This is a genomic window from Methanococcus aeolicus Nankai-3, from assembly GCF_000017185.1.
GTDB classification, from domain to species: Archaea; AGJL01; Methanococci; order Methanococcales; family Methanococcaceae; genus Methanofervidicoccus; species Methanofervidicoccus aeolicus.
Genome location: NC_009635.1, coordinates 825,949 through 846,533, shown reverse-complemented (window position 1 = coordinate 846,533; position 20,585 = coordinate 825,949). Strand labels below are relative to the sequence as shown.

Annotated in this window: 19 protein-coding genes and 4 tRNA genes; 15 read left to right on the top strand and 8 right to left on the bottom strand. The window is 29.5% G+C overall.

Annotated elements, in window-relative coordinates:
• The first annotated feature begins 14 nt into the window (after nucleotides 1-14).
• From MAEO_RS04105 to MAEO_RS04095, 3 genes are all read left to right on the top strand, one after another.
• Nucleotides 15-87: transfer RNA gene (locus MAEO_RS04105), tRNA-Gly, on the top strand.
• A gap of 79 nt (nucleotides 88-166) precedes the next feature.
• Nucleotides 167-239 (top strand) — tRNA-Gly (locus MAEO_RS04100).
• Between the two features lie 109 nt (nucleotides 240-348).
• A complete protein-coding gene (locus tag MAEO_RS04095) occupies nucleotides 349-1,107 on the top strand; it encodes a DUF2334 domain-containing protein (RefSeq protein ID WP_011973531.1) in 759 nt (252 codons plus the stop codon).
• A gap of 18 nt (nucleotides 1,108-1,125) precedes the next feature.
• On the opposite strand, the gene MAEO_RS04090 is transcribed toward MAEO_RS04095, so the two are convergent.
• Entirely contained in the window at nucleotides 1,126-3,630 is a 2,505-nt protein-coding gene (locus MAEO_RS04090; protein ID WP_048062378.1) for a DUF5814 domain-containing protein, read from the bottom strand.
• A gap of 469 nt (nucleotides 3,631-4,099) precedes the next feature.
• On the opposite strand from MAEO_RS04090, the gene MAEO_RS04085 reads away from it, so the two are divergent.
• Together MAEO_RS04085 and MAEO_RS04080 are read left to right on the top strand one after the other, a co-directional pair.
• Nucleotides 4,100-4,294: a class III signal peptide-containing protein gene (locus tag MAEO_RS04085; RefSeq protein ID WP_011973529.1), complete on the top strand. Its 195-nt coding sequence runs from the start codon at nucleotides 4,100-4,102 to the stop codon at nucleotides 4,292-4,294.
• Nucleotides 4,295-4,302: 8 nt separating this feature from the next.
• Entirely contained in the window at nucleotides 4,303-4,869 is a 567-nt protein-coding gene (locus tag MAEO_RS04080) for an AAA family ATPase (protein ID WP_011973528.1), read from the top strand.
• A gap of 35 nt (nucleotides 4,870-4,904) precedes the next feature.
• Here MAEO_RS04080 and MAEO_RS04075 read toward each other — a convergent pair.
• Nucleotides 4,905-4,979, bottom strand: a tRNA-Arg gene (locus MAEO_RS04075).
• Between the two features lie 111 nt (nucleotides 4,980-5,090).
• Here MAEO_RS04075 and crcB point away from each other — a divergent pair.
• From crcB to MAEO_RS04055, 4 genes are all read left to right on the top strand, one after another.
• A complete protein-coding gene (crcB, locus tag MAEO_RS04070) occupies nucleotides 5,091-5,462 on the top strand; it encodes a fluoride efflux transporter CrcB (protein WP_011973527.1) in 372 nt (123 codons plus the stop codon).
• A 386-nt stretch (nucleotides 5,463-5,848) separates the two neighbouring features.
• The gene (locus MAEO_RS04065) at nucleotides 5,849-6,769 is read left to right on the top strand and encodes a damage-control phosphatase ARMT1 family protein (RefSeq protein ID WP_011973526.1); all 921 of its coding nucleotides are present in this window, start codon (nucleotides 5,849-5,851) and stop codon (nucleotides 6,767-6,769) included.
• Between the two features lie 144 nt (nucleotides 6,770-6,913).
• The gene (purM, locus tag MAEO_RS04060; RefSeq protein WP_011973525.1) at nucleotides 6,914-7,969 is read left to right on the top strand and encodes a phosphoribosylformylglycinamidine cyclo-ligase; all 1,056 of its coding nucleotides are present in this window, start codon (nucleotides 6,914-6,916) and stop codon (nucleotides 7,967-7,969) included.
• 233 nt (nucleotides 7,970-8,202) lie between these two features.
• Nucleotides 8,203-8,276: transfer RNA gene (locus MAEO_RS04055), tRNA-Ala, on the top strand.
• A gap of 81 nt (nucleotides 8,277-8,357) precedes the next feature.
• Here MAEO_RS04055 and MAEO_RS04050 read toward each other — a convergent pair.
• Nucleotides 8,358-9,212, bottom strand: coding sequence for a DUF368 domain-containing protein (locus MAEO_RS04050; protein ID WP_011973524.1), 855 nt, complete (start codon nucleotides 9,210-9,212; stop codon nucleotides 8,358-8,360).
• A 23-nt stretch (nucleotides 9,213-9,235) separates the two neighbouring features.
• Nucleotides 9,236-9,853, bottom strand: coding sequence for a translin family protein (locus MAEO_RS04045; RefSeq protein ID WP_011973523.1), 618 nt, complete (start codon nucleotides 9,851-9,853; stop codon nucleotides 9,236-9,238).
• Between the two features lie 339 nt (nucleotides 9,854-10,192).
• Between MAEO_RS04045 and MAEO_RS04040 the strand changes: the two genes are divergently transcribed.
• The 6 genes from MAEO_RS04040 to MAEO_RS04015 all read left to right on the top strand — a co-directional run bounded on the left by MAEO_RS04040 (nucleotide 10,193) and on the right by MAEO_RS04015 (nucleotide 16,583).
• Entirely contained in the window at nucleotides 10,193-11,194 is a 1,002-nt protein-coding gene (locus MAEO_RS04040) for a 50S ribosomal protein L3 (protein WP_011973522.1), read from the top strand.
• Nucleotides 11,195-11,362: 168 nt separating this feature from the next.
• Entirely contained in the window at nucleotides 11,363-12,121 is a 759-nt protein-coding gene (gene rpl4p, locus MAEO_RS04035; protein WP_011973521.1) for a 50S ribosomal protein L4, read from the top strand.
• 59 nt (nucleotides 12,122-12,180) lie between these two features.
• Nucleotides 12,181-12,441, top strand: a complete 261-nt coding sequence (locus MAEO_RS04030; protein ID WP_011973520.1) for a 50S ribosomal protein L23 — start codon at nucleotides 12,181-12,183, stop codon at nucleotides 12,439-12,441.
• A gap of 92 nt (nucleotides 12,442-12,533) precedes the next feature.
• Nucleotides 12,534-13,256 (top strand): 50S ribosomal protein L2, encoded by a 723-nt coding sequence (locus tag MAEO_RS04025; protein WP_011973519.1) that lies wholly within the window; start codon nucleotides 12,534-12,536, stop codon nucleotides 13,254-13,256.
• A gap of 63 nt (nucleotides 13,257-13,319) precedes the next feature.
• Nucleotides 13,320-13,808 (top strand): 30S ribosomal protein S19, encoded by a 489-nt coding sequence (locus MAEO_RS04020; RefSeq protein WP_011973518.1) that lies wholly within the window; start codon nucleotides 13,320-13,322, stop codon nucleotides 13,806-13,808.
• Nucleotides 13,809-14,168: 360 nt separating this feature from the next.
• Nucleotides 14,169-16,583: a plasma-membrane proton-efflux P-type ATPase gene (locus MAEO_RS04015; protein ID WP_011973517.1), complete on the top strand. Its 2,415-nt coding sequence runs from the start codon at nucleotides 14,169-14,171 to the stop codon at nucleotides 16,581-16,583.
• A 50-nt stretch (nucleotides 16,584-16,633) separates the two neighbouring features.
• Here MAEO_RS04015 and MAEO_RS04010 read toward each other — a convergent pair whose 3' ends face one another.
• The 4 genes from MAEO_RS04010 to MAEO_RS03995 form a co-directional block, all read right to left on the bottom strand.
• On the bottom strand, nucleotides 16,634-17,650 hold the full coding sequence (locus MAEO_RS04010; RefSeq protein WP_011973516.1) for an NOG1 family protein: 1,017 nt from the start codon (nucleotides 17,648-17,650) through the stop codon (nucleotides 16,634-16,636).
• A 151-nt stretch (nucleotides 17,651-17,801) separates the two neighbouring features.
• The gene (locus MAEO_RS04005) at nucleotides 17,802-19,169 is read right to left on the bottom strand and encodes a methyl-coenzyme M reductase glutamine C-methyltransferase (protein WP_011973515.1); all 1,368 of its coding nucleotides are present in this window, start codon (nucleotides 19,167-19,169) and stop codon (nucleotides 17,802-17,804) included.
• Nucleotide 19,170: 1 nt separating this feature from the next.
• Nucleotides 19,171-19,665 carry a ribosomal protein S18-alanine N-acetyltransferase gene (gene rimI, locus MAEO_RS04000; RefSeq protein WP_011973514.1) on the bottom strand — a complete coding sequence of 165 codons (495 nt, stop codon included), beginning with the start codon at nucleotides 19,663-19,665 and terminating at the stop codon, nucleotides 19,171-19,173.
• A 97-nt stretch (nucleotides 19,666-19,762) separates the two neighbouring features.
• Nucleotides 19,763-20,554, bottom strand: coding sequence for a sulfide-dependent adenosine diphosphate thiazole synthase (locus MAEO_RS03995; RefSeq protein ID WP_011973513.1), 792 nt, complete (start codon nucleotides 20,552-20,554; stop codon nucleotides 19,763-19,765).
• Nucleotides 20,555-20,585: the final 31 nt, after the last annotated feature.

Genomic DNA, 20,585 nt, shown 5'->3' with positions numbered 1-20,585 from the left:
TAATATTATATCATGCGCCAGTGGTGTAGTCTGGTATCACTTTGGCCTTCCAAGCCAATAAGCTGGGTTCGAATCCCAGCTGGCGCATTTTTTATACGATTATGATTAAGACAATTAAATGTCTGTTATTTGTTATTTATTATATATTATTTCATAGGTTAACATTGCGCCAGTGGTGTAGTCTGGTATCACTTTGGCCTTCCAAGCCAATAAGCTGGGTTCGAATCCCAGCTGGCGCATTTTTTTATAGGGGTATATATTTATTAATTGGAATGTATAATTTATTTGTAATAAGTAATATATATTTTAACTTTTTTAAAGATATATATAAAATATGGGGGGGAAGTAATGAATAAAAAAATATTATATTCTTTTGTTTTTTTAACAATTATATTAATATTACTAATATCTATCTTTGAGATAAATAACAACCATAAATCTAACCCATTAAGCGATATATCAAATAAATCTATTAAAAAACCAATTATTTTAGTTCATGATGTAAGTCCAGCATATTTTAATAAATTAAAAAAAATTACATCAATAATCGACAAATACAATTGTAGCAACAATACAATTTTATTTGTAATTCCAGATCTTGAAAACCCATATAGTGGTGGAAAATGGGACTTAAGGAAAAATAAAGAATTTGTTGATTATTTGCACCAATTAGAACAAAGAGGGTATAAAATTGAACTTCATGGTTATAAACATACATATCATGAATTCAATTGTTCAAAAAGTGAATCTTCAAAAAAACTCCATGATGCCGAAACTATAATGTCAAAATGCGGGTTTGATAATATGACCTTATTTCTTCCACCTGCATGGGCATTAAGTAATGATTCTACATATGTAATTCTTAATCATAATTACACAATAATATTAACCGATAAATTAATTTATCCAAACGGCACTATTAAAAAAATCACAAATAATGAATACACCTGGTATATCCCAAAAAATGAAATTGAATATAGGAAACATGAGGCATTATTTGATTATAAGGATTCACAATATCAATTCTATATATCACTGCATCCAGAACCTGTATGTTATGGTGGCGGTTTAGCAATATTGGATTACTTCTTAAATAAAACAAGATAAGATATATATTATTTGGTTTTAATCATTTTTCTTTTTCTTTTTATATGGATTTGAAATATTTTCTTTAAAAATTTTTGCCTCAGCCCCTATTTTTTTATTATATATGTTTCCAATTCTTTCAACGGCATCCAATACCTTAATGCTATTTTCAAGGTATGAGTATATATCTCCTGAATAAGTTTGAATGTTGTAATTATCATACAATATTTTTGAAATCTGTGCGGGTGTTTTTTTGTTTGCTCTGAGATTTAATATATATTTCGAGAAATATAATATAATATCTTCTTCAATCATGCCATCAAATTCAATTATCCAAATTAATATATTCTCCCTTAATTCTTTGTCTGTTATTTTTGAAACATTTTCCTTTATAATTTCATAACCATCTATAAATTTAGATGGTATATTTGTATTTATTACCTTTGAAATTTTATTTTTAATATGTGGAGGAATATATAAATTCTCAAATGGATTTATATATCCTACTAAATCCATAATAGGCTTTCGTAGGTTTTTCCTGATTTTTTCGGCATCCTTGGGATATAAAAATGATATTGCTGTGCTATATCCATATTTTGTGGTGCTCATTGTTTTATTTTTATTGTGTCTGTTGTGGAGCTCCACCATATTATAATTATTCAATGTTTCAACAATATAATTTAGATCATGATTTTTGCCCATTAATTTCATGTTTTTTAATTTTGTATATTCTGCTGGTTTGTGGTATTTATCAATAAATGAAATACTTGCTAATATTTGTTCTAATTCCTCATCTTCGTTGTATTCTACGATAACATCTTCTGGTTCAGAGCTCAATAATTTAAAGGCTATTTCGTCCTCAGTATTTCCCATTTTGGCATGATATTTTTTACCCAATTCTACCATCATATAAACTTTTCCTAAATTATGCATACCTTTTCTTCCTGCCCTACCGCACATCTGTTGAAATTCTGATGGATTTAGCCAATCCCCACCCATGGCCAAACTTTCAAGAATTACCGTTGATGCCGGGAAATCTACACCTGCGGCAAGTGCCGAAGTGGTAATTACACACATTATTTTTTGACTCATAAATTTTCTTTCTACTTCTCTTCTTCTTTTATATTCCATACCTGCATGATAATAATCTGATTTTATTCCTCTTGTATTTAATAAATTTGCCAAATATTCGGCTCTTTTTCGTGAGTATGTAAATATTAAACTTTGTCCTTTAAATCCTTGTTTTGATTTTTTGTTAAATTCTTTTTTAACAACTTCATTTATAAAATTAATTTTATTGTAATCATTTTTGGCAAAAATTAAATGTCTTTCAAGTGGAACGGGTCTTCCCTTATATATTATTAAATTTGCATTTAAAAAATTCGCCAATTCTTTTGAATTTCCTATTGTGGCAGATAAATATATTAGTTGTATATTATTTTTATTATCTCTATTTTTATTATTGATATTTTTTAAATATCTTAATCTACCAATAAGTCCATCAATTCTTGCTCCTCTTTCTTCCATATTTAGTGAATGAACTTCATCAATTACCACAGTTCCAATATCATTTAATTTTCCAGAACGAAGCAAATAATCAATACCTTCATAAGTTCCAATAATAATATCTGCATTGGGGTCTGTGCTAATTTCGTCCTGTTTATGTTCTGATAGTCGCCCCATTCCAACTCTTAAACTAACAGAAAATATATTTTTATATTTTTCATAGAATTCCAAATATTTTTGATTTGCCAAAGCCACCAATGGCACCAAAAATAAAAATTTTCCTTTATTTTCCTTTAAATTTTTAATTCCTGCGAGCTCCCCTATAAGAGTTTTTCCCGAGGAGGTTGCCGAAGTAATTACTAAATCTTTTCCATCCAATAGTCCGCCATTTACGGCAAGAGTTTGAACCGGTAGGAGCTCCCTGATTTTTTTCTTTCGTATAATTTCTTTTAATTCATCTGGTATATTTAATTCATCTATTTTATAATTTTTAATTCTGTCCTCTTTACCTCCTGTTATGGTATCATATTTAGTTAATTCTGGGTGATTTATCGGATTTTTTATATTAAATATATCTATTACTTTATTTACATCTTTAAATTTATTTAATAATTTTTCAATAAATTCTTCGCCAATATCTACCTCTAATTTTACCTCATCAATGGCACAGTCTTTACATATTTTATGATTGTGGAATTTATAATATTCATTATTTAGTTCCGTATATTGATTTTTTATTAAGCAAAATGGGCATAGCTCTATAAGTTTATATGAAATATTATTTTTTTTAAAAAAGTCTTCAAGTGTTAGGGATTCGGGGTCATTATTTAAATATATTTTTTTGCTTCTCAAAACGGCTAACACTTTTGAAGGTTGAATTGGGTTTATGTTGTTTTTGTTTTCTTCTTTACATTTGTGGAGGGATAAATTTTGCCCAACCTGTCTCATAATAGCATAATATTTTATTTTATTCGATAAATCCATTATCTCAATTTCTTGTTTTTGTTTTTTCCTTTTTAATTTTCTCACAATAATCAATATATCACCAAATTTATGGTTCGTAGTAAATCGACGAATTACTTTGTTAATCTATATATTTATAAAGTAGATAAAAGAATGCTTATAGTCAATCTTCGGACAATTTCAGTTAAGTATATTAATGAAGCTAATTATTATTACTAAAATAGATAATGATAATGATTTAGGGCAGATAAGGGACAGTTATTGAATATTAACTATAATTAAAATTGGAGTAATTATTTTAATAACTTTGAGGCTTTTCTATAATGCTGATTAATTTATAATAACTATTATTATTTTATAATTAACAATAAATAATATTAATAATAAACAATGGTAATAATAGTAATAATTAAGAATATATAATATATATAATCCAAATAATAAATATTATGTTAAATTGATATTTTATTATTTCAGGGAGCTCCGAATATATCTATTATTTTATGATAAATTATAATTCATATATGATTATGGTGGGAGATTTATGATAAAGAAAATAATTTCAAAAAAAGCTCAAATTAGTTTGGAGTTTGGTTTATTGACATTTGCAGTCATTGTGGGAGCTACACTTGTTGGATATTATATGCTTAAATCGGCAATTAATGTAAGGGATATAAATATGGATACAATAAACAAATCATCAGAAATTACAATGAATGCACTATCAACAGTAGATTAGGTAATAATATGAAGTTAATAGGAATTACAGGAATGCCTGGTTCGGGAAAAAATGCCATATTTGAAATAGCAAAAAAACATAATATTCCAATAATATCCATGGGCGATATTGTACGACATGAAACTAAAAAAAAGGGATTGGAGTTAAATCCGACTAATGTGGGAAATACTGCAATAGGATTAAGGGAAAAATATGGAAATGAGGCAATTGCCGTTCCATGTATTGAATATATTAAAGAACAATATAATAAAAACTCCAATGATTTTATTATTATAGAGGGCATAAGAAGCCTGTATGAAGTAGAGTATTTTAAAAAATTTTATGATTTGATTATTGTATCAATTCATTCTTCGCCAAAGACCCGATTTAAAAGATTAATTTCAAGAAATAGGGAAGACGATACGGCTGAATGGGATAAATTCATAGAGAGAGATTACAGGGAATTGGATTTCTCCATAGGTAAAGTTATAGCTATGTCTGATTATGTGATAATTAATGAAGGAAATTATGAAGATTATTTAATTAATTTAGATAAATTAATTATGTCCATTATTAATAATAAAAACCCTATCTAACTATGAAATTAATTTAATTAATAAAAAAAATAAAACGAGCTCGGAGGGATTCGAACCCCCGATCACTGGATCCGAAGTCCAGTATCATATCCAGACTAAACCACGAGCCCATAAATAATCATTATCATTTATATTATCGTATTATTATCTTGTTTTAGTCGTTTTAATAATGACTATCAATAACATATTATTATTTTATATATATACTTAATGGTGTAAATTTGAAGGAGCTCCTTATAATTGGTATCGGTGGATTTATTGGTGCAATACTCAGATATGTCATAAGTGGCATAATTCCTGCTAAATTCGGGATACCAACTGGAACATTTATTGTAAATTTAATTGGAAGCTTTATCGTAGGTTTTGTAATGTATTCTTCCACAGTAATTGATATCTCGCCAGAATATAGGTTATTAATAATAACTGGTTTTTGTGGAGCATTAACTACATTTTCTACATTTAGTTATGAGACATTTTCTTTAATAGAAAATAATGAACATATTAAATTTTTAACCAACATATTTATTAATGTAATGGGCTGTTTAATCATGATATATGTTGGAAGAATTATGTCATTGACAATATTAAGATAATTACGCATGCATATAATTTATACAGTATATTCTTTAATTATCATAATTTTTCGGAGCTCCATAAATATTATAATTATTATACTTTTTCTATATGGTCAATCTTCGGTCTTTTTCATTAAACCATCTCAAAATCGCAAAGCGATTTTTACGATCTCAAAACTCCGAAGGAGTTTTTACGACCCAAAATTCCGGAGGAATTTTTAAGGTCGTATAAATTTTTCAGAGGAAAATTTAGAGATCATATTAAAGCTAATCTCTACGAAATATCAATAAATAAAGAAATTAGTTAAATAATATGGGACGGATAAGGGACAGTTATTGAACTTACTATAATTTCGTATTATGAATGAGCTTTGAATACACACAACACTAAATTAGGTGATTTTTTGAAAATTAAACCAGAATGTGCAACTTGTATAATTAGGCAAATTGTAGATATTTCAATTGAAGTAACAGATGACGAGATAGAGCAATTTAGGTTAGTAAAAGGTTGCATGCCTGTAATAAATGAAGAATATCATAATAATGCAGTTCCAGCTTGGATGGGCACTGTTATTCATAGGCACTTTAAAAAAATAAGTAATTGTGAAGACCCATATAAGAGATTAAAAGAAACGGCAAATGATACAGCACAAAACTACATAGAAGATGTTGAAAATAAAATAAAAAATAGCGACAATGAATTAGATAGATTAAAAAAATGTGTTTTGGCAACTATCGCAGGAAATTCTATTGATTTTGGACCATTTAGCATAAGTGAAGATATTGTTCCAATGATAGAACATACATTAAATAGCGAGTTAAAAATAGATTGTTCAAAAGAATTATTGGAAGATTTAAAATCTGCTAAAAAGGTTTTATATATTTGCGATAATGCAGGAGAAATTGTTTTTGATATATTACTGATTAAAATGATAAAAAAATATGTAAATGATATAAATGATATTGTAGTAGCTGTAAAAGGAAAACCGATATTAAATGATGCCACAATGGAAGATGCTGAAAATTTAAAGATAAATGAATTTGCGAAGGTAATTACCACAGGTAGTGATATAATAGGTATAATATTAGAAGAATGCTCAGAAGAGTTTTTAAAAGAGTTTGAACAAGCTGATTTAATAATTGCTAAGGGAATGGGGAATTTTGAGAGTTTGACAGAATATAATTTAAATCATAAGAAATTATACTATATTTTAAAGGCAAAATGTGACCCTGTTGCAGAATTTATTGGAGTGGATTTAAAAGACAGCGTTTTATTAAGTAATAAACAGTTGCAGAAAAATTTGGCAAATATTGATAAAAATTAAAAATATAAAAAAAATAATAAAAACAACAATAACAATAAATAAATATAAATTAATAGTAAAATAGAATTATTAAGCAATTATAGTCAATCAACGAACACTTGGCATAATAGAACTATTACTATAAAATACAATTTTGGTGAGAAAATGATAACATATAAGGATGCAGGAGTAGATATTTACAAAGAAGATAAAATAATAAAGGCATTGGTATCACAAATAAAATTTAAAAGAACAGACGACATAAAACCGGCCGAGGAATTGGCAGGACATTATGCTGGTGCAATTGAATTTGGGAATTATTATCTTGTGCTATGTACCGATGGAGTAGGTAGTAAAATGATAGTGGCAGAAATGGCAGATAAATTTGATACTGTGCCTATTGATATGATAGCTATGAATGTGAATGATGCTATTTGTATTGGGGCCGAGCCTGTTGCTCTTGTGGATTATATGGCTGTTGAGGACATTACAGAGGACATGGCAAAACAAATTGGAAAAGGATTAAATGAAGGATTAAAAGAATCAAATATAAATATAATTGGTGGAGAAACTGCCTCACTTCCCGATATGGTAAAAGGTGTTGATATAGCTGGAACAGTTCTTGCCATTGCTGAAAAAGGTAAATTGATATTGGGTAAAGATATTAAAAAGGGAGATGTGATAGTTGGGCTTAGTAGTGCGGGAATACACAGTAATGGATTATCCCTTGCAAGAAAAGTTTTATTCGATATTGCTGGTTTGGGTATAAATGATAAATTGTCATATGGAAAAACTGTTGCCGAGGAGCTCCTAACTCCTACAAGAATATATGTAAAACCAGTAATGGAAATGATTAATTCCGAGGTTTTCGTTAAAGGATTGGCACATATTACCGGAGGCGGATTTAGAAAAATAATAAGATTAAACAAAAATATAGTTTATTTGATTGATAATTTGCCTGAACCATTGCCTATATTTAAAGAAATACAAAATATTGGAAATGTGAAAGACGAGGAAATGTTTAAAACATTTAATATGGGAATTGGGTTCTGTGTTGTTGTAGATGAAAAAGATGCCGAAGAAATTATAAAAATATCTGAAAAGTATAATATTTCTGCTTCAATAATTGGAAAAATAGAGGACGAAGTAGAGGTAAATGGTAAAGTGGTTAAAAATACTGTTGTAGTTGATTATAATGGTAAAAAAATGATAATGGAATAATAATTATAATATAGTCAATCTTCGGACAATTTCACTAAACCCCCTCTCATATTAAAATGCAAAATAACCATAAAATTAGCAAAAATAAAACAATATTATAAAATGCGTTGGGACGGATTAGGGACAGTTTTTGAAGATTAACTATAATTTTGGTGTTGGTATTGGAGCTCCACACCATAAACTATATATATTACTTTTTACTTTTTAACTCTATATATTGTATATATTATATTGGGCTGATAGCTCAGCTTGGGAGAGTGCCGCATTGGCTATGCGGAAGCCGCGGGTTCAAATCCCGCTCAGTCCATTTTATTTTTTTAAGAAAATATATCTATTAATTTATATATATTTTAATATAATTTTTTAATAAAAAATTATATATTTATATTTATATTTTATTTTTATTAAATCCTCCCTCCATAATCATTACTATTAAAAATCCGCAAATTAAGGAAATTCCAAGGAATAACGGATTTGCAGTATTGATATTTTCAACTATATTTTGATATGGAAATCTAAGGGCCCCCAGCATTAAACCCGTTAAAAATAACATTGTGGCACTTCTGTGGTTATGTAATATGTAGGACAAAAATCTAGAAAATGAAAATAATCCCGCAATACCGCCGGCACCAAAAACAAGGAGCTCCGTAATTTGCAATCCATTAATTAATGATATTATATAACTATATTGATTTAAAAATAATAATATAAATGCCCCCGAAATTCCCGGCAATATCATGGCACAAATTGCCAGAGCTCCGGAAGCAAATAAAATAGGTAGAGAATGCCCCAATTGAATATATTCAGAACCCACAACAGAGAAAGCAAACAAAAAACCAACAATAAATATTGGAATAATTTTAATGGATAATTTTTTTACCTCTTTAAATAATATTAAGGCAGATGCCAATATTAATCCAAAAAAGAATGAATAGGTAATGGCAACATAATTTTCTAATAGATAATGAATTAAATTAGACATAATCATAAAAGAAGTGCCAATACCTAAAACCAATGGAATAAATAATTTAAAATCTATTTTATCAATATGTTTTTTTGCTTCGCCATATTCTTTTTTTAATATATGTGGTATGAATTTAATATTAATATTGCTTATTCCCGTAATTAATCTATCATATATGCCCGTAATTAATGCAATGGTGCCACCAGAAACTCCTGGAATTATATCTGCAATGCCCATACATATTCCTTTTAAGTATATTGTTAGGAGCTCCTTTTTCATTGTATCACTTTTTATTATTTATCTTATTGTCTGTTTTTTAATATCTCTCTTAATTTTATATTTTCAATAAAATAAACCAAATCGCCATTAGTTTTCTCCAACAGGCTTCGAGATACATCCTGTTTTCTTCTTAAACCATCTACAATATTATAGCAATCAAATAACATTATAAAATCATATAATTCTTCCATAAATTTATAATATTTTTCAGCATTTTTAATATTGTCATTTTTAATATTTTCCAATATCATTCGTCTTAATTCTCCAATGACATCACATAAACCCAATAGATAATTTTCTGGCTTTATGTTTATATTTATGTTTTTAGTTGTATCTTTAAAATCCGAATAACTTAATATATTATTTTTATAGGTTATATTATAAAATACAATGGCCTCAACAAATTCTTGTTGTGGTGTATTTATATATTTGTTTAAATCGCTGTTATTTTTTACCAATTCGGCTAATTTATCCAATTTATTTATCAAATTGTCAAATGATATATTATTATCTTTTTTATGTATGTGTCTTATTGTTATTCCGCATTCTCTTACAATTTCACGAGATAATTTTAAAGAGTTTTCTCTATATTTATCTTTTTCTTCAAAGTATTTTAATAAATTTTGATTTTGATTTTCCATGGAGCTCCCTTCTGTTTTGTTGTTTGTTTAAGTTATTATTAAAATTGTTATCGCAATATTATTTAAATACTATATACTATAATAATTATGAGATGGTTAAGTATATATACTACAATACATAACTATGATAAGGCATTATGTCGAAACCTGAAAAAGCGAATGCTATCGACAGGTTTATTTTTTTTAATATATTTTAATTTCAATTACTGAAATTAATTATTTATAAAAATTAAACAACTATCTGTATATTGATACCTGCGGCCGTGCCTATTTTATAGTTATGGCCGTGGGAATTATATATCAAATTACAACCAATAAATCATTTCAGGAGGTAATACCATGGGTATGAAAAGAAACAGACCTCGTAGAGGTTCTTTGGCATTTAGTCCAAGAAAAAGAGCAAAAAGACCTGTTCCAAAAATTAGGTCATGGCCAGAAAGAGAAACTGTTAAATTATTGGCATTCCCAGTATATAAGGCAGGAACAACTCATGCTTTATACAAAGAAAATAATCCTAAAAGTCCAAATGCTGATCAGGATGTATTTACTCCTGTTACCGTGATGGAAGCACCTGATATCACAATAGCAGGTATCAGAGCTTATGGAAAAGATACAAAAGGTTTAAAGGCATTAACGGAAGTTTGGGCTGATTCATTTGATAAAGAATTAGGTAGGAAAATCAATTTACCTAAGGAACCAAAAGCAAATACTGAAAAATTGGACGAAGTAGCTGATAAAATTGTAGAAGTTAGGGCAATTGTTCATACAAATCCAAAAGATACAAATTTACCAAAGAAAAAGCCAGAAATCATTGAAATAAAAATCGGTGGAAAGAATATTTCCGATATAATAGCTTATGCTAAGGATATTATTGGTAAAAAATTATCAATAAATGATGTTTTCACCGGCGGAGAGTTCATTGATACAGTAGCTATCACAAAAGGTAAAGGATTCCAAGGACCTGTTAAAAGATGGGGAATTAAAATTCAGTTTGGAAAACACCAAAACAAAGGGGTTGGAAGACATACAGGTTCTATTGGACCATGGACACCAAAAAGAATCATGTGGACTGTGCCAATGGCTGGACAAGTAGGATTCCACCAAAGAACAGAATACAACAAAAGAATATTAAAAATCGGAGAAAATGGTTCAGAAATTGTTCCAAAAGGAGGATTTTTAAATTACGGAGTTGTTAAAAACAACTATGTTTTAGTTAAAGGTTCAGTTCAAGGACCTGCAAAAAGAATGGTTGTATTAAGGGAAGCAATAAGAAACCCTGAAGACAAATTTGGATTGCCAGAACTTACATATGTGAGCACAGAATCTAAACAAGGAAACTAATCAAGAATTTATGATATCATGGGATTATAAATCATATGTTACCCATATATCACAAATATGAATTATTGTAAATAAATGGCATATTTGGATTATTTATGCCCAATAATGAAATATAACAATATAATATAGATGTAGTTAAATACACAATAAACACGGATGGGTGTTATAATGAAAGTTAAAGTTTATAACATGGACGGTTCCGAAAAAGGAGAAACCGAATTATCTGCGGTATTTGAAACAGAATACAGACCTGATTTAATTAAGAGGGCATTCTTATCATCATTTACTGCAAGATTACAGCCAAAAGGAGTAGACCTAATGGCAGGTAAAAGGACTTCTGCGAAATCAATCGGTAAAGGACATGGTAGAGCAAGAGTTCAAAGAACAGGACAAGGAGCGGGAGCTTTTGTTCCACAAGCAGTTGGTGGAAGAAGATGTCACCCTCCAAAAGTTGAAAAGATTCTTCATGAAAGAGTAAACAAAAAAGAAAGATTAAAAGCATTAGCTAGTGCAATAGCGGCATCAGCCAACATTGAAATGGTAAAAAACAGAGGACATGTTGTTGAGACTGTTCCATCAGTTCCATTAATTGTATCTGATGATTTCGAATCCCTCAAAAAAACAAAAGAAGTATTGGAGACATTCAAAAACTTAGGTTTAGATGGGGATGTTCAAAGAGCAAAAGACGGAATAAAAATTAGGTCTGGAATTGGTAAATTAAGAGGAAGAAAATACAGAAAACCAAAAAGTGTTTTGGTTGTTGTAAGTGGTGCATGTGATGCAGTTAAAGCTTCGAAAAATCTTCCTGGAGTAGATGTAATATCTGCCAATGATTTAGGGGTAATGCATATAGCACCTGGTGCAGATTCTGGAAGATTAACACTTTGGACTGAATCAGCTGTTGAAGAAATAAACAAAAGATTTTAATTATATAGTCAAAAAATTACTACGATAATAATATAAGTATATCCATTGAGGTGAATGGCGTGGATGCTTTCGATGTTATTAAAATGCCAATTATCAGTGAGAAAACAATGAAACTCATTGAAGAGGAAAATAAATTGGTATTTTATATTGATAAAAAGGCTACAAAAACTGATGTAAAAAATGCCGTTAAAGAGTTATTTGATGTAGAAGTTAAAGACTTAAACACATTAATTACTCCAAAAGGTAAGAAAAAGGCATACATCAAGTTAAAAGATGAATACGATGCAGGAGAAGTAGCTGCTAATTTAGGAATATATTAAATATATATTTAATATATTTGGATTTATGGATTATAATAACCAGATAAAAAATATACCATAAAACACATTAATACACTTAATTAGGTGATATAATGGGTAAGCGATTACAATCCCAAAATAGAGGTAAAGGAACTCCTAGATATACCTCACCAACCCATAAAAGAAAGGGAGCGGTAAAATATAGGAAATTCGATGAATCCGAAAGAAAGGATAAAATTATTGGAACAATAATCGACATACTCCACGACCCTGGAAGGAGCTCCCCAATTGCAAGAGTAAGATATGACAATGGAGAAGAAAGATTAATTTTAATTCCAGAAGGTATGAAGATTAAAGATACAATCGAATGTGGAATAAGTGCTGAAATAAAACCTGGAAATGTTTTACCATTAGGGGAAGTTCCAGAAGGTATTCCAGTATATAATATTGAAACAATCCCTGGAGACGGCGGGAAGTTAGTAAGGTCTGGTGGTTGTTATGCTCATGTTATAACTCATGATGTAAGTAAAACAATAATTAAATTACCGTCCGGACACATGAAAACATTGAACCCTATGTGTAGGGCTACAATTGGAGTAGTTGCTGGTGGAGGTAGAAAAGAAAAACCTATCACAAAAGCAGGTAAAAAATACCATGCTATGAAAGCAAAAGCTGTGTTGTGGCCAAGAGTTAGAGGTGTTGCAATGAACGCCGTAGATCACCCATTTGGAGGGGGAAATACGCAACATGCAGGAAAACCAACAACAATATCAAGACATACCTCACCAGGTAGAAAAGTTGGGCACATAGCTGCAAGAAGAACCGGGAAAAGATAATTAAGTTAATTATTTAAGTTAATTTAAATATGCATAAAACATTGATATAATTATGGTGAAACCATGGCAAAACAAAAAAAGTTTTCTGGAAAAGGTTCTGCTAGAAGTAAGAGAAAACAAAATAGAAAACAAGTAGGACCAAGAAGAAGAGTGGAATTCAAATATAAAGGATTCACATTAGGGGAGCTCCAAGAAATGCCTATTAAAAAGTTCATGGAAATAGTTCCAGCTAGACAGAGAAGAAGCATGAAAAAAGGAATTACCCCTAAACAAAGGAAATTAGTAATGAAAATCAAAAAAGCAAGAAGATTGGCAAATAGGGGTAAAGACCCAAGAACAATCAGAACACATTGCAGAGATTTCGTAATTACTCCTGAAATGATAGGACTTCCTTTTGGAATCTACAATGGTAAAGAATTTATCGAAGTAAAATTAGTTGAAGAAGCAATTGGAAGATTCTTGGGAGAATTTGCTCCATCAAGAAAAGTTGTTCAACACGGTAGCCCAGGTATGGGAGCTACAAGAGGTTCAATGTTTGTTCCAATTAAATAATCTAACTAAATTAAATTCTTTATTTTTTATTTTTTTTATAAAACTTAATCCATATATTTATATTAATTTTTAATATTAAAAAGAATTAAAAACTTTTTTAGAATATAAATCATGATTTAATTTTTTAATATTTAATTATGGAATATTCAAGAACTTTTTACATAAAAATACTGCAAATATATATAATATTAAATATCGGTTAAATCAGCTAGTTTTCTGATTTATCAAAATAAATTCCTCGGATTTTGACTTTTCGAACACACCATTATTTATAAATTATAATAAACTTTTTAATGTTATATTATATAAAACATTAAAAACAAACAACAATTAAATTTATTTAATTTGTGAGGCGGGAAAATGGAGGAAAAGAAGGATATAAATGAGTTGTTGAATTCATTAAATACTTCAAAGGAAATAGGTTTATCCGATGAGGAAGCTAAAAATAGATTAAAACAATATGGATATAATAAAATTTTAGGAAAAAAAATAAACCCAATATTAAAATTTTTATCTTATTTTTGGGGGCCAATTCCATGGATGATTGAAGTAGCAGCAATTTTATCAGCAATTGTTAAAGATTGGGCTGAATTTGGAATAATAATGGCACTTCTTTTAGTAAATGGAATTATTGGATTCTGGGAAGAACATAAGGCACAAAATGTTATAGATGTTTTGAAACAGAAAATGGTATTAAAGGCAAAAGTTCTTAGGGCCAATTCCTGGAAAATCATTTCAGCAAAGGAACTTGTTCCAGGCGACATAATACGAGTGAAAATTGGAGATGTCATGCCTGCTGACATGGTAATAATTAAGGAAGGATGTATTACAGTGGATGAATCTGCATTAACAGGCGAATCTCTTCCAAATGAAAGAAAAATTGGTGACATTGTTTATTCCGGTTCGATTGTAAAAAAAGGAGAAGTAATGGGAGTTGTTAAGAATACTGGGATAAACACATATTTTGGAAAAACTGTAAAATTAGTTGAGGGTGCAAAAACTGTAAGTTCATTCCAGAAAATGATTATGGCAGTTGGAAATTATTTGATAATTCTTGCAGTGACATTGATTTCAGTCATATTCATTGTTTCAGTATATCGGCATGAAAGTTTGATTGAAACTTTAAGATTTGCACTGGTCTTAGCTGTGGCAGCAATTCCTGTGGCAATGCCTGCTGTTTTATCTATTACTATGGCTATTGGGGCCCTAAATTTAGCAAAAAAACAGGTAGTTGTAACAAAATTAGTAGCAATTGAAGAGCTTGCGAGTGTTGATGTGTTATGCTCCGATAAAACAGGAACTTTAACAAAAAATCAGCTTGTCTGTGGTGAATTAATTCCATTTAATAATTTTAAAAAAGAAGATGTAATATTTTATGCTTCCTTAGCATCAAAAGAAGAAGATGCGGACGCTATTGATTTGGCAATCTTTGAGGAATTAAAAAAATTGAATTTAAAGGAAAAATTAAAAAAATATAAATTATTAAATTATATTCCATTTGATCCAATTATAAAGAGAGCAGAATCCGAAATAGAAGTAATGGACGACACTGAAACCAATTTAAAATTTAGAACTACAAAAGGAGCTCCCCAAGTAATCGCAGAATTATGTAATTTGGAAGAAAATTTAAAGAAAAAAGTTTTTGACACGGTTGATAAACTTGCAGAATCTGGATACAGGGCATTGGGTGTAGCAGTAAATACAGGTAAAGAATGGGACTTTATTGGGATTATTCCATTATATGACCCGCCAAGAGAAGATGTATCACTTGCTATTAGGAATATAAAAAATCTTGGTATCCATATAAAAATGATAACCGGAGACCATATAGCCATAGCCAAAAATATAGCAAGAATGCTCGGAATAGGGGATAATATTATATCAATGAATAAGCTTTTAAAGATAAAAAAAGAATCTGAGATTAAAAAGCTTGTAGATGACGCAGATGGATTTTCGGGGGTATTTCCAGAGCATAAATATAATATAGTGGATACTCTCCAAAAAAATGGGCATTTTGTTGGTATGACAGGAGATGGCATAAATGATGCACCCGCACTTAAAAAGGCAAACTGTGGTATGGCTGTGTCAGGAAGCACAGACGCCGCAAGAGCTGCCGCTGATATTGTATTGTTATCTCCTGGAATATTGGTTGTTACAGATGCCATCCGTGAAGCAAGAAGGATATTTCAAAGAATGGAAAGTTATGTTATTTACAGAATAACGGAAACCATTAGAATTTTGTTCTTTATGGTATTTTCAATAATTATATTTAATTTCTACCCCATAACTGCCCTAATGATAGTATTGCTTGCAATTTTAAATGATATACCTATACTGGCAATAGCCCATGATAATGTCATAGAACAGAAAGAACCAGTAAATTGGAATATGAAAAAAATACTTCTAATATCGACAGTATTGGGTTTTGCCGGTGTTGTGAGTTCATTTTTAATATTTTATGTGGCAGATATTATATTGGCATTAAGCAGACCCGAGATACAGACATTTATATTTTTAAAACTTATAATTGCAGGTCATTCAACGCTGTATGTAACAAGGATAAAAGACCATTTCTGGAAAAAACCATATCCAAACAAATTATTACTTGCCGGAACATTTGGGACAGAAATAATAGCAACCATTATTGCTGTTTATGGTATATTTATGACTCCAATAGGTTGGAAGTTGGCAGTATTCATTTGGGCATATGCCATAGTTTGGATGTTCATAACTGACATAGTTAAAAGGATAACGATAAAAAAGATAAATATATAATAAAATATAAAAAATAATACACCGGATATACTAAATAATATAATGAATAATTATAAATCTATTTTATTCATAATTTCTTTTTTAATTACATCAATATTTATATCGTTTTCAGTTGATGCTCGTATTATATCGAATTTACTACTTAATTCCCGTTCTGCTATTTTAAGATTTTCTTCATATCCTTCAATATCTATTTTATTTATTATGATTATTATTGGCACTTTGAAGGTTTTTTCAATTTCGTTTGTTAAATTGATTTGCTCTTCAATGGTATAACCACAATATTCTGTTGGGTCCATCACAAAAACAATTAAATCTGCGAGATAGTTCAAAGCCACAACTGCATGTAGCTCTATATCATTTCTCTCATAAATTGGTCTATCCAATACTCCGGGAGTATCTACAAATTGTATTCCATAATCCGAATAACCAACATTTAATCCTTTTGTTGTGAATGGATATGCATTTATTTCAGGCTCTGCATTTGTTAATTTTCTTAATAATGTGGATTTTCCTACATTGGGGTATCCTGCTATAACTACCGTAGGCATATCTTTAACAGTTGGTAGATTCTTTAATTTTTCTCTTGCAACTGCAATACATGCTAAATTTGGATAAATTTGCTTTACAACAGAAGATATTCTACCGTTAAATTGTTTTCTAATTATTGAAGTATGTCTTGCAGACCCTGCTTTATGTACCCTTCTACCATACATAGAACCTAATTTTTTGGAGAAATCTGATGCCCAGTTTAGGGCCCCCAAAGATTTTTTAAAATCATCTGTATCGATTAATATTTCAAGAATTTCCCTATAAAATGGGTCTAAATTATCCACGGAAGGAGTTTTTTTTACAACGGTTGATAAATAGTCGGATATAACGGCCGTAGTAGCTCTTATTTTTTGCTCTTCGATTATTCTCGATTTATATAAACTTTCTCCTCTTGTGGTTTTTCTTAACTCACCTGCAACTTTTTCAGCTCTATTATGTGCTTTGTCTAATAGTTCATCCGCATATAATATTGTAGGTATTTTTCTAAATGGGTTCGCTTCTACTCTTTTTTTCATTGTCTCACCAAAATTTGTAAATTTTTATAAATTATTTTTTACATAATTATTTACTTATTTTATTATTATTCATTATAGTTAAATTATCATAAAAAAATAGAAAAATATATTTTAAAATAAATAATATAATACTAAAAAATAATAAAGCTTATTATATTAAATATTTATCATATTTAAATATTAGCTCTGTAATGTTTCTTATATTTTTTCCATCTTTTTTAGATTCATTTAATAATATAGAATATAGTTGTTTTGTTATCATGTTTGGATTAGATTTCCAGTTTTCAGAATGTAGCATTAAATCAAAACATCGGGCTTCACCCTCTGTTAAATTTAATTTTTTGTACTGTCCGTTGTGGGGTTTAAACGACGGATTATTTTTAATATCTGTGTCCAATACCAAGTTGCATAACTCTGTTTTTGGGATAGGCTCTGCCATGGATACAAATATATCATCAAGCTCGGCATCAACAATAAAATCCTTTGTAAGTAGGTGGTCAATTTCTTTTTCGTTGGGAGCTCCCACAATAAAACTACCACCTACTTTAACGCTGCACTGTTTTGCTAACTCTATGGAATTTAAATTCTTTTTTACGCTTACTCCTTTTTTCATACTTTTTAAGATATTGTCGCTACCACTTTCTAGCCCAAAAAAAACCCAACCGATAGTATATTTTTTAATGGCATTTAAAGTATCTTCATCAACATAATCCACCCTCATATCTGGAACAGATAAATTTTTAGCTCCAATTATATTTGAAACTTCTTCTAATAATTCAATAAACATAGATTTATTTACTTCTTTTTTAAAGTTATATAGGCTTCCAGTCCCCCCACTTATTGCTATTCTTTTAACCCCTCTTTTTTTGAACTGTTTTACTTCATTTAGCACTTCATCTAATGGTTTGCTTCTTATTTCTTTTCCAAAAAATTTAGGCACTTGACAAAATGTGCAATTTCCTATGCAACCCCTATGGGTTTCAATATAAACATTTGCCCCCCTTATGCTTTGATTTGCTATATTATTTGGTATAAGTAAATCGGCATGCAATGTTTCCAATTTTTTTAATTTGGGAGTATTTATTATAATTTCATTATTATTTATGTCTCGATATGCAAGACCTTCTTTACTACCTTCAATTATATTTGGTGTTATCAATTCTCCTTCCCCAATTATTACGCCATCAACAGGGAGCTCCCCCAATATAATTTCAGGATATGCCGACACAGGACCTCCAACAAATATCTTTGTGTTTTTTGATTTTCGTTTTATAAAATTAACAATATTTTTTAAATTTTCATCAATAATTTGAGAAGTAGAATATAAACTTAAAAGAACAAAATCAGACTTTAAAAGTAATTTTAAATTATTATCATCAATATTTTTGATTAATTTTATATTATATTTTGTGTTGGATTTTTGGAGAGCTCCGCCTATTACCATGGCCCCATATGTATAATAATTAGGAGAGTAAATTGTTATTTTTATTTTATTGTTATTTTTATTATTATTCTTCATATTACCACATATTTACAATTATGGGGTCATTATTTACAATATTTGGATTTTTCTTTACCATTAATATGGCATCAGAACCATCATCATAATAATCTTTTACTAACCTTTTATCGAAATATCCCCGTTTATAATAAAATTTTCGTGCATTTGTATTGTCAAATCTCACTTCAAGAATTATATTTTTTACATTATATTTTTTAAATAAATAATTTTCTATACTACCCAATAAAATTCCTCCAACGCCTCTGTTCCGATATTTGGAATCCGTAGCAATAGATACTATATGACCATTTCCCCACTCTATTGTAGCAATGATATATCCAACGATATAACTATTTTTTTTATTTTCGGCCACCATAAATCCATTTGGGAATGAATTATATAAAGAATATAATAACGAGAATGGATAACTATATTCAAAAGAATTTTTTTCTATTTCCGAAACTCTTATTAAATCTTCTTTTTTATTTATTTTTCTAATTTGTAAATTGTCCATAATATCAGATTATACCAGATTAAAAATGAAATAATATAACAATATAAAAAATTAAAGAGATAAAAAAATAATTTATAATTTATATTTGCAAATAAATTTATTCATTTTTCAATTTTTCTAAAATCATGTCAGCTACTATTTTTCCAGAAATATACATTCCTCCGAATACAGCTCCCATTCTATATCCGCCATGGGTTGCATTTGATGCCATTCCGCAGACAAATAATCCCGGGAATAATTCTTTTGTATATTTCAATAATCCATTTTCACCCTCGTCAGCCCAAAGTGATTTCTCTCCTGGAATTACGAGTCCTAAATCTTCGTTTTTTCTAGCAAGGGTGCAGGCAACTGATGCGTCATGTCCAGTAGCATCAATAACATATTTTGCATTTATTGTTAATGGGTCGATGTGAAGTCCAGCTTTATTTATGGCATAGGAGTTTATTACCACACCTGAAACTTTCCCTTCTTTTAATATTACATCCTCAACTACAATTCCTGTTAAAACTTTTGCTCCTGCATCAATTGCTCCTGTTCCCAGTTTTGCCGGAACTTCTACGGAATCAGCAACAAATAATCCATCTTCTCCTTCTTCTAACTTTATTCCTACTTCACTTAATATTTCATCGGCTGGGCTTTGAACTGTGATGTATGGGCAACCCATACCTCCTCCCCAGGTTCCTCCTCCGAAGGAAAGATGTCTTTCTAAAATTAAAACTTTTACTCCTGCATCTGCTAAGTATCTACCTGCTGTTAATCCACTAGGTCCTCCTCCAACTATTACAACATCTACTTCAAGATTGTCCATCCACATTTCATATGTGGCTTTAAAAATTGATTTGGTTACTGCTTTTTCATCTGCTTTTAAATCTATCTTTGATATATCCATTTTTTCACCTTATTTTATATTAATTATTACT

Bases quoted from the DNA above. Each gene is read 5' to 3' on its own strand.
- MAEO_RS04010 (WP_011973516.1), bottom strand. From the start codon at position 17,650: ATGAAAAAAAGAGTAGAAGCGAACCCATTTAGAAAAATACCTACAATA.
- rpl4p (WP_011973521.1), top strand. From the start codon at position 11,363: ATGAAAGTTAAAGTTTATAACATGGACGGTTCCGAAAAAGGAGAAACC.
- MAEO_RS03995 (WP_011973513.1), bottom strand. From the start codon at position 20,554: ATGGATATATCAAAGATAGATTTAAAAGCAGATGAAAAAGCAGTAACC.
- MAEO_RS04080 (WP_011973528.1), top strand. From the start codon at position 4,303: ATGAAGTTAATAGGAATTACAGGAATGCCTGGTTCGGGAAAAAATGCC.
- rimI (WP_011973514.1), bottom strand. From the start codon at position 19,665: ATGGACAATTTACAAATTAGAAAAATAAATAAAAAAGAAGATTTAATA.
- MAEO_RS04020 (WP_011973518.1), top strand. From the start codon at position 13,320: ATGGCAAAACAAAAAAAGTTTTCTGGAAAAGGTTCTGCTAGAAGTAAG.
- MAEO_RS04005 (WP_011973515.1), bottom strand. From the start codon at position 19,169: ATGAAGAATAATAATAAAAATAACAATAAAATAAAAATAACAATTTAC.
- MAEO_RS04050 (WP_011973524.1), bottom strand. From the start codon at position 9,212: ATGAAAAAGGAGCTCCTAACAATATACTTAAAAGGAATATGTATGGGC.
- MAEO_RS04095 (WP_011973531.1), top strand. From the start codon at position 349: ATGAATAAAAAAATATTATATTCTTTTGTTTTTTTAACAATTATATTA.
- MAEO_RS04040 (WP_011973522.1), top strand. From the start codon at position 10,193: ATGGGTATGAAAAGAAACAGACCTCGTAGAGGTTCTTTGGCATTTAGT.
- MAEO_RS04015 (WP_011973517.1), top strand. From the start codon at position 14,169: ATGGAGGAAAAGAAGGATATAAATGAGTTGTTGAATTCATTAAATACT.
- purM (WP_011973525.1), top strand. From the start codon at position 6,914: ATGATAACATATAAGGATGCAGGAGTAGATATTTACAAAGAAGATAAA.
- MAEO_RS04045 (WP_011973523.1), bottom strand. From the start codon at position 9,853: ATGGAAAATCAAAATCAAAATTTATTAAAATACTTTGAAGAAAAAGAT.
- MAEO_RS04085 (WP_011973529.1), top strand. From the start codon at position 4,100: ATGATAAAGAAAATAATTTCAAAAAAAGCTCAAATTAGTTTGGAGTTT.
- MAEO_RS04025 (WP_011973519.1), top strand. From the start codon at position 12,534: ATGGGTAAGCGATTACAATCCCAAAATAGAGGTAAAGGAACTCCTAGA.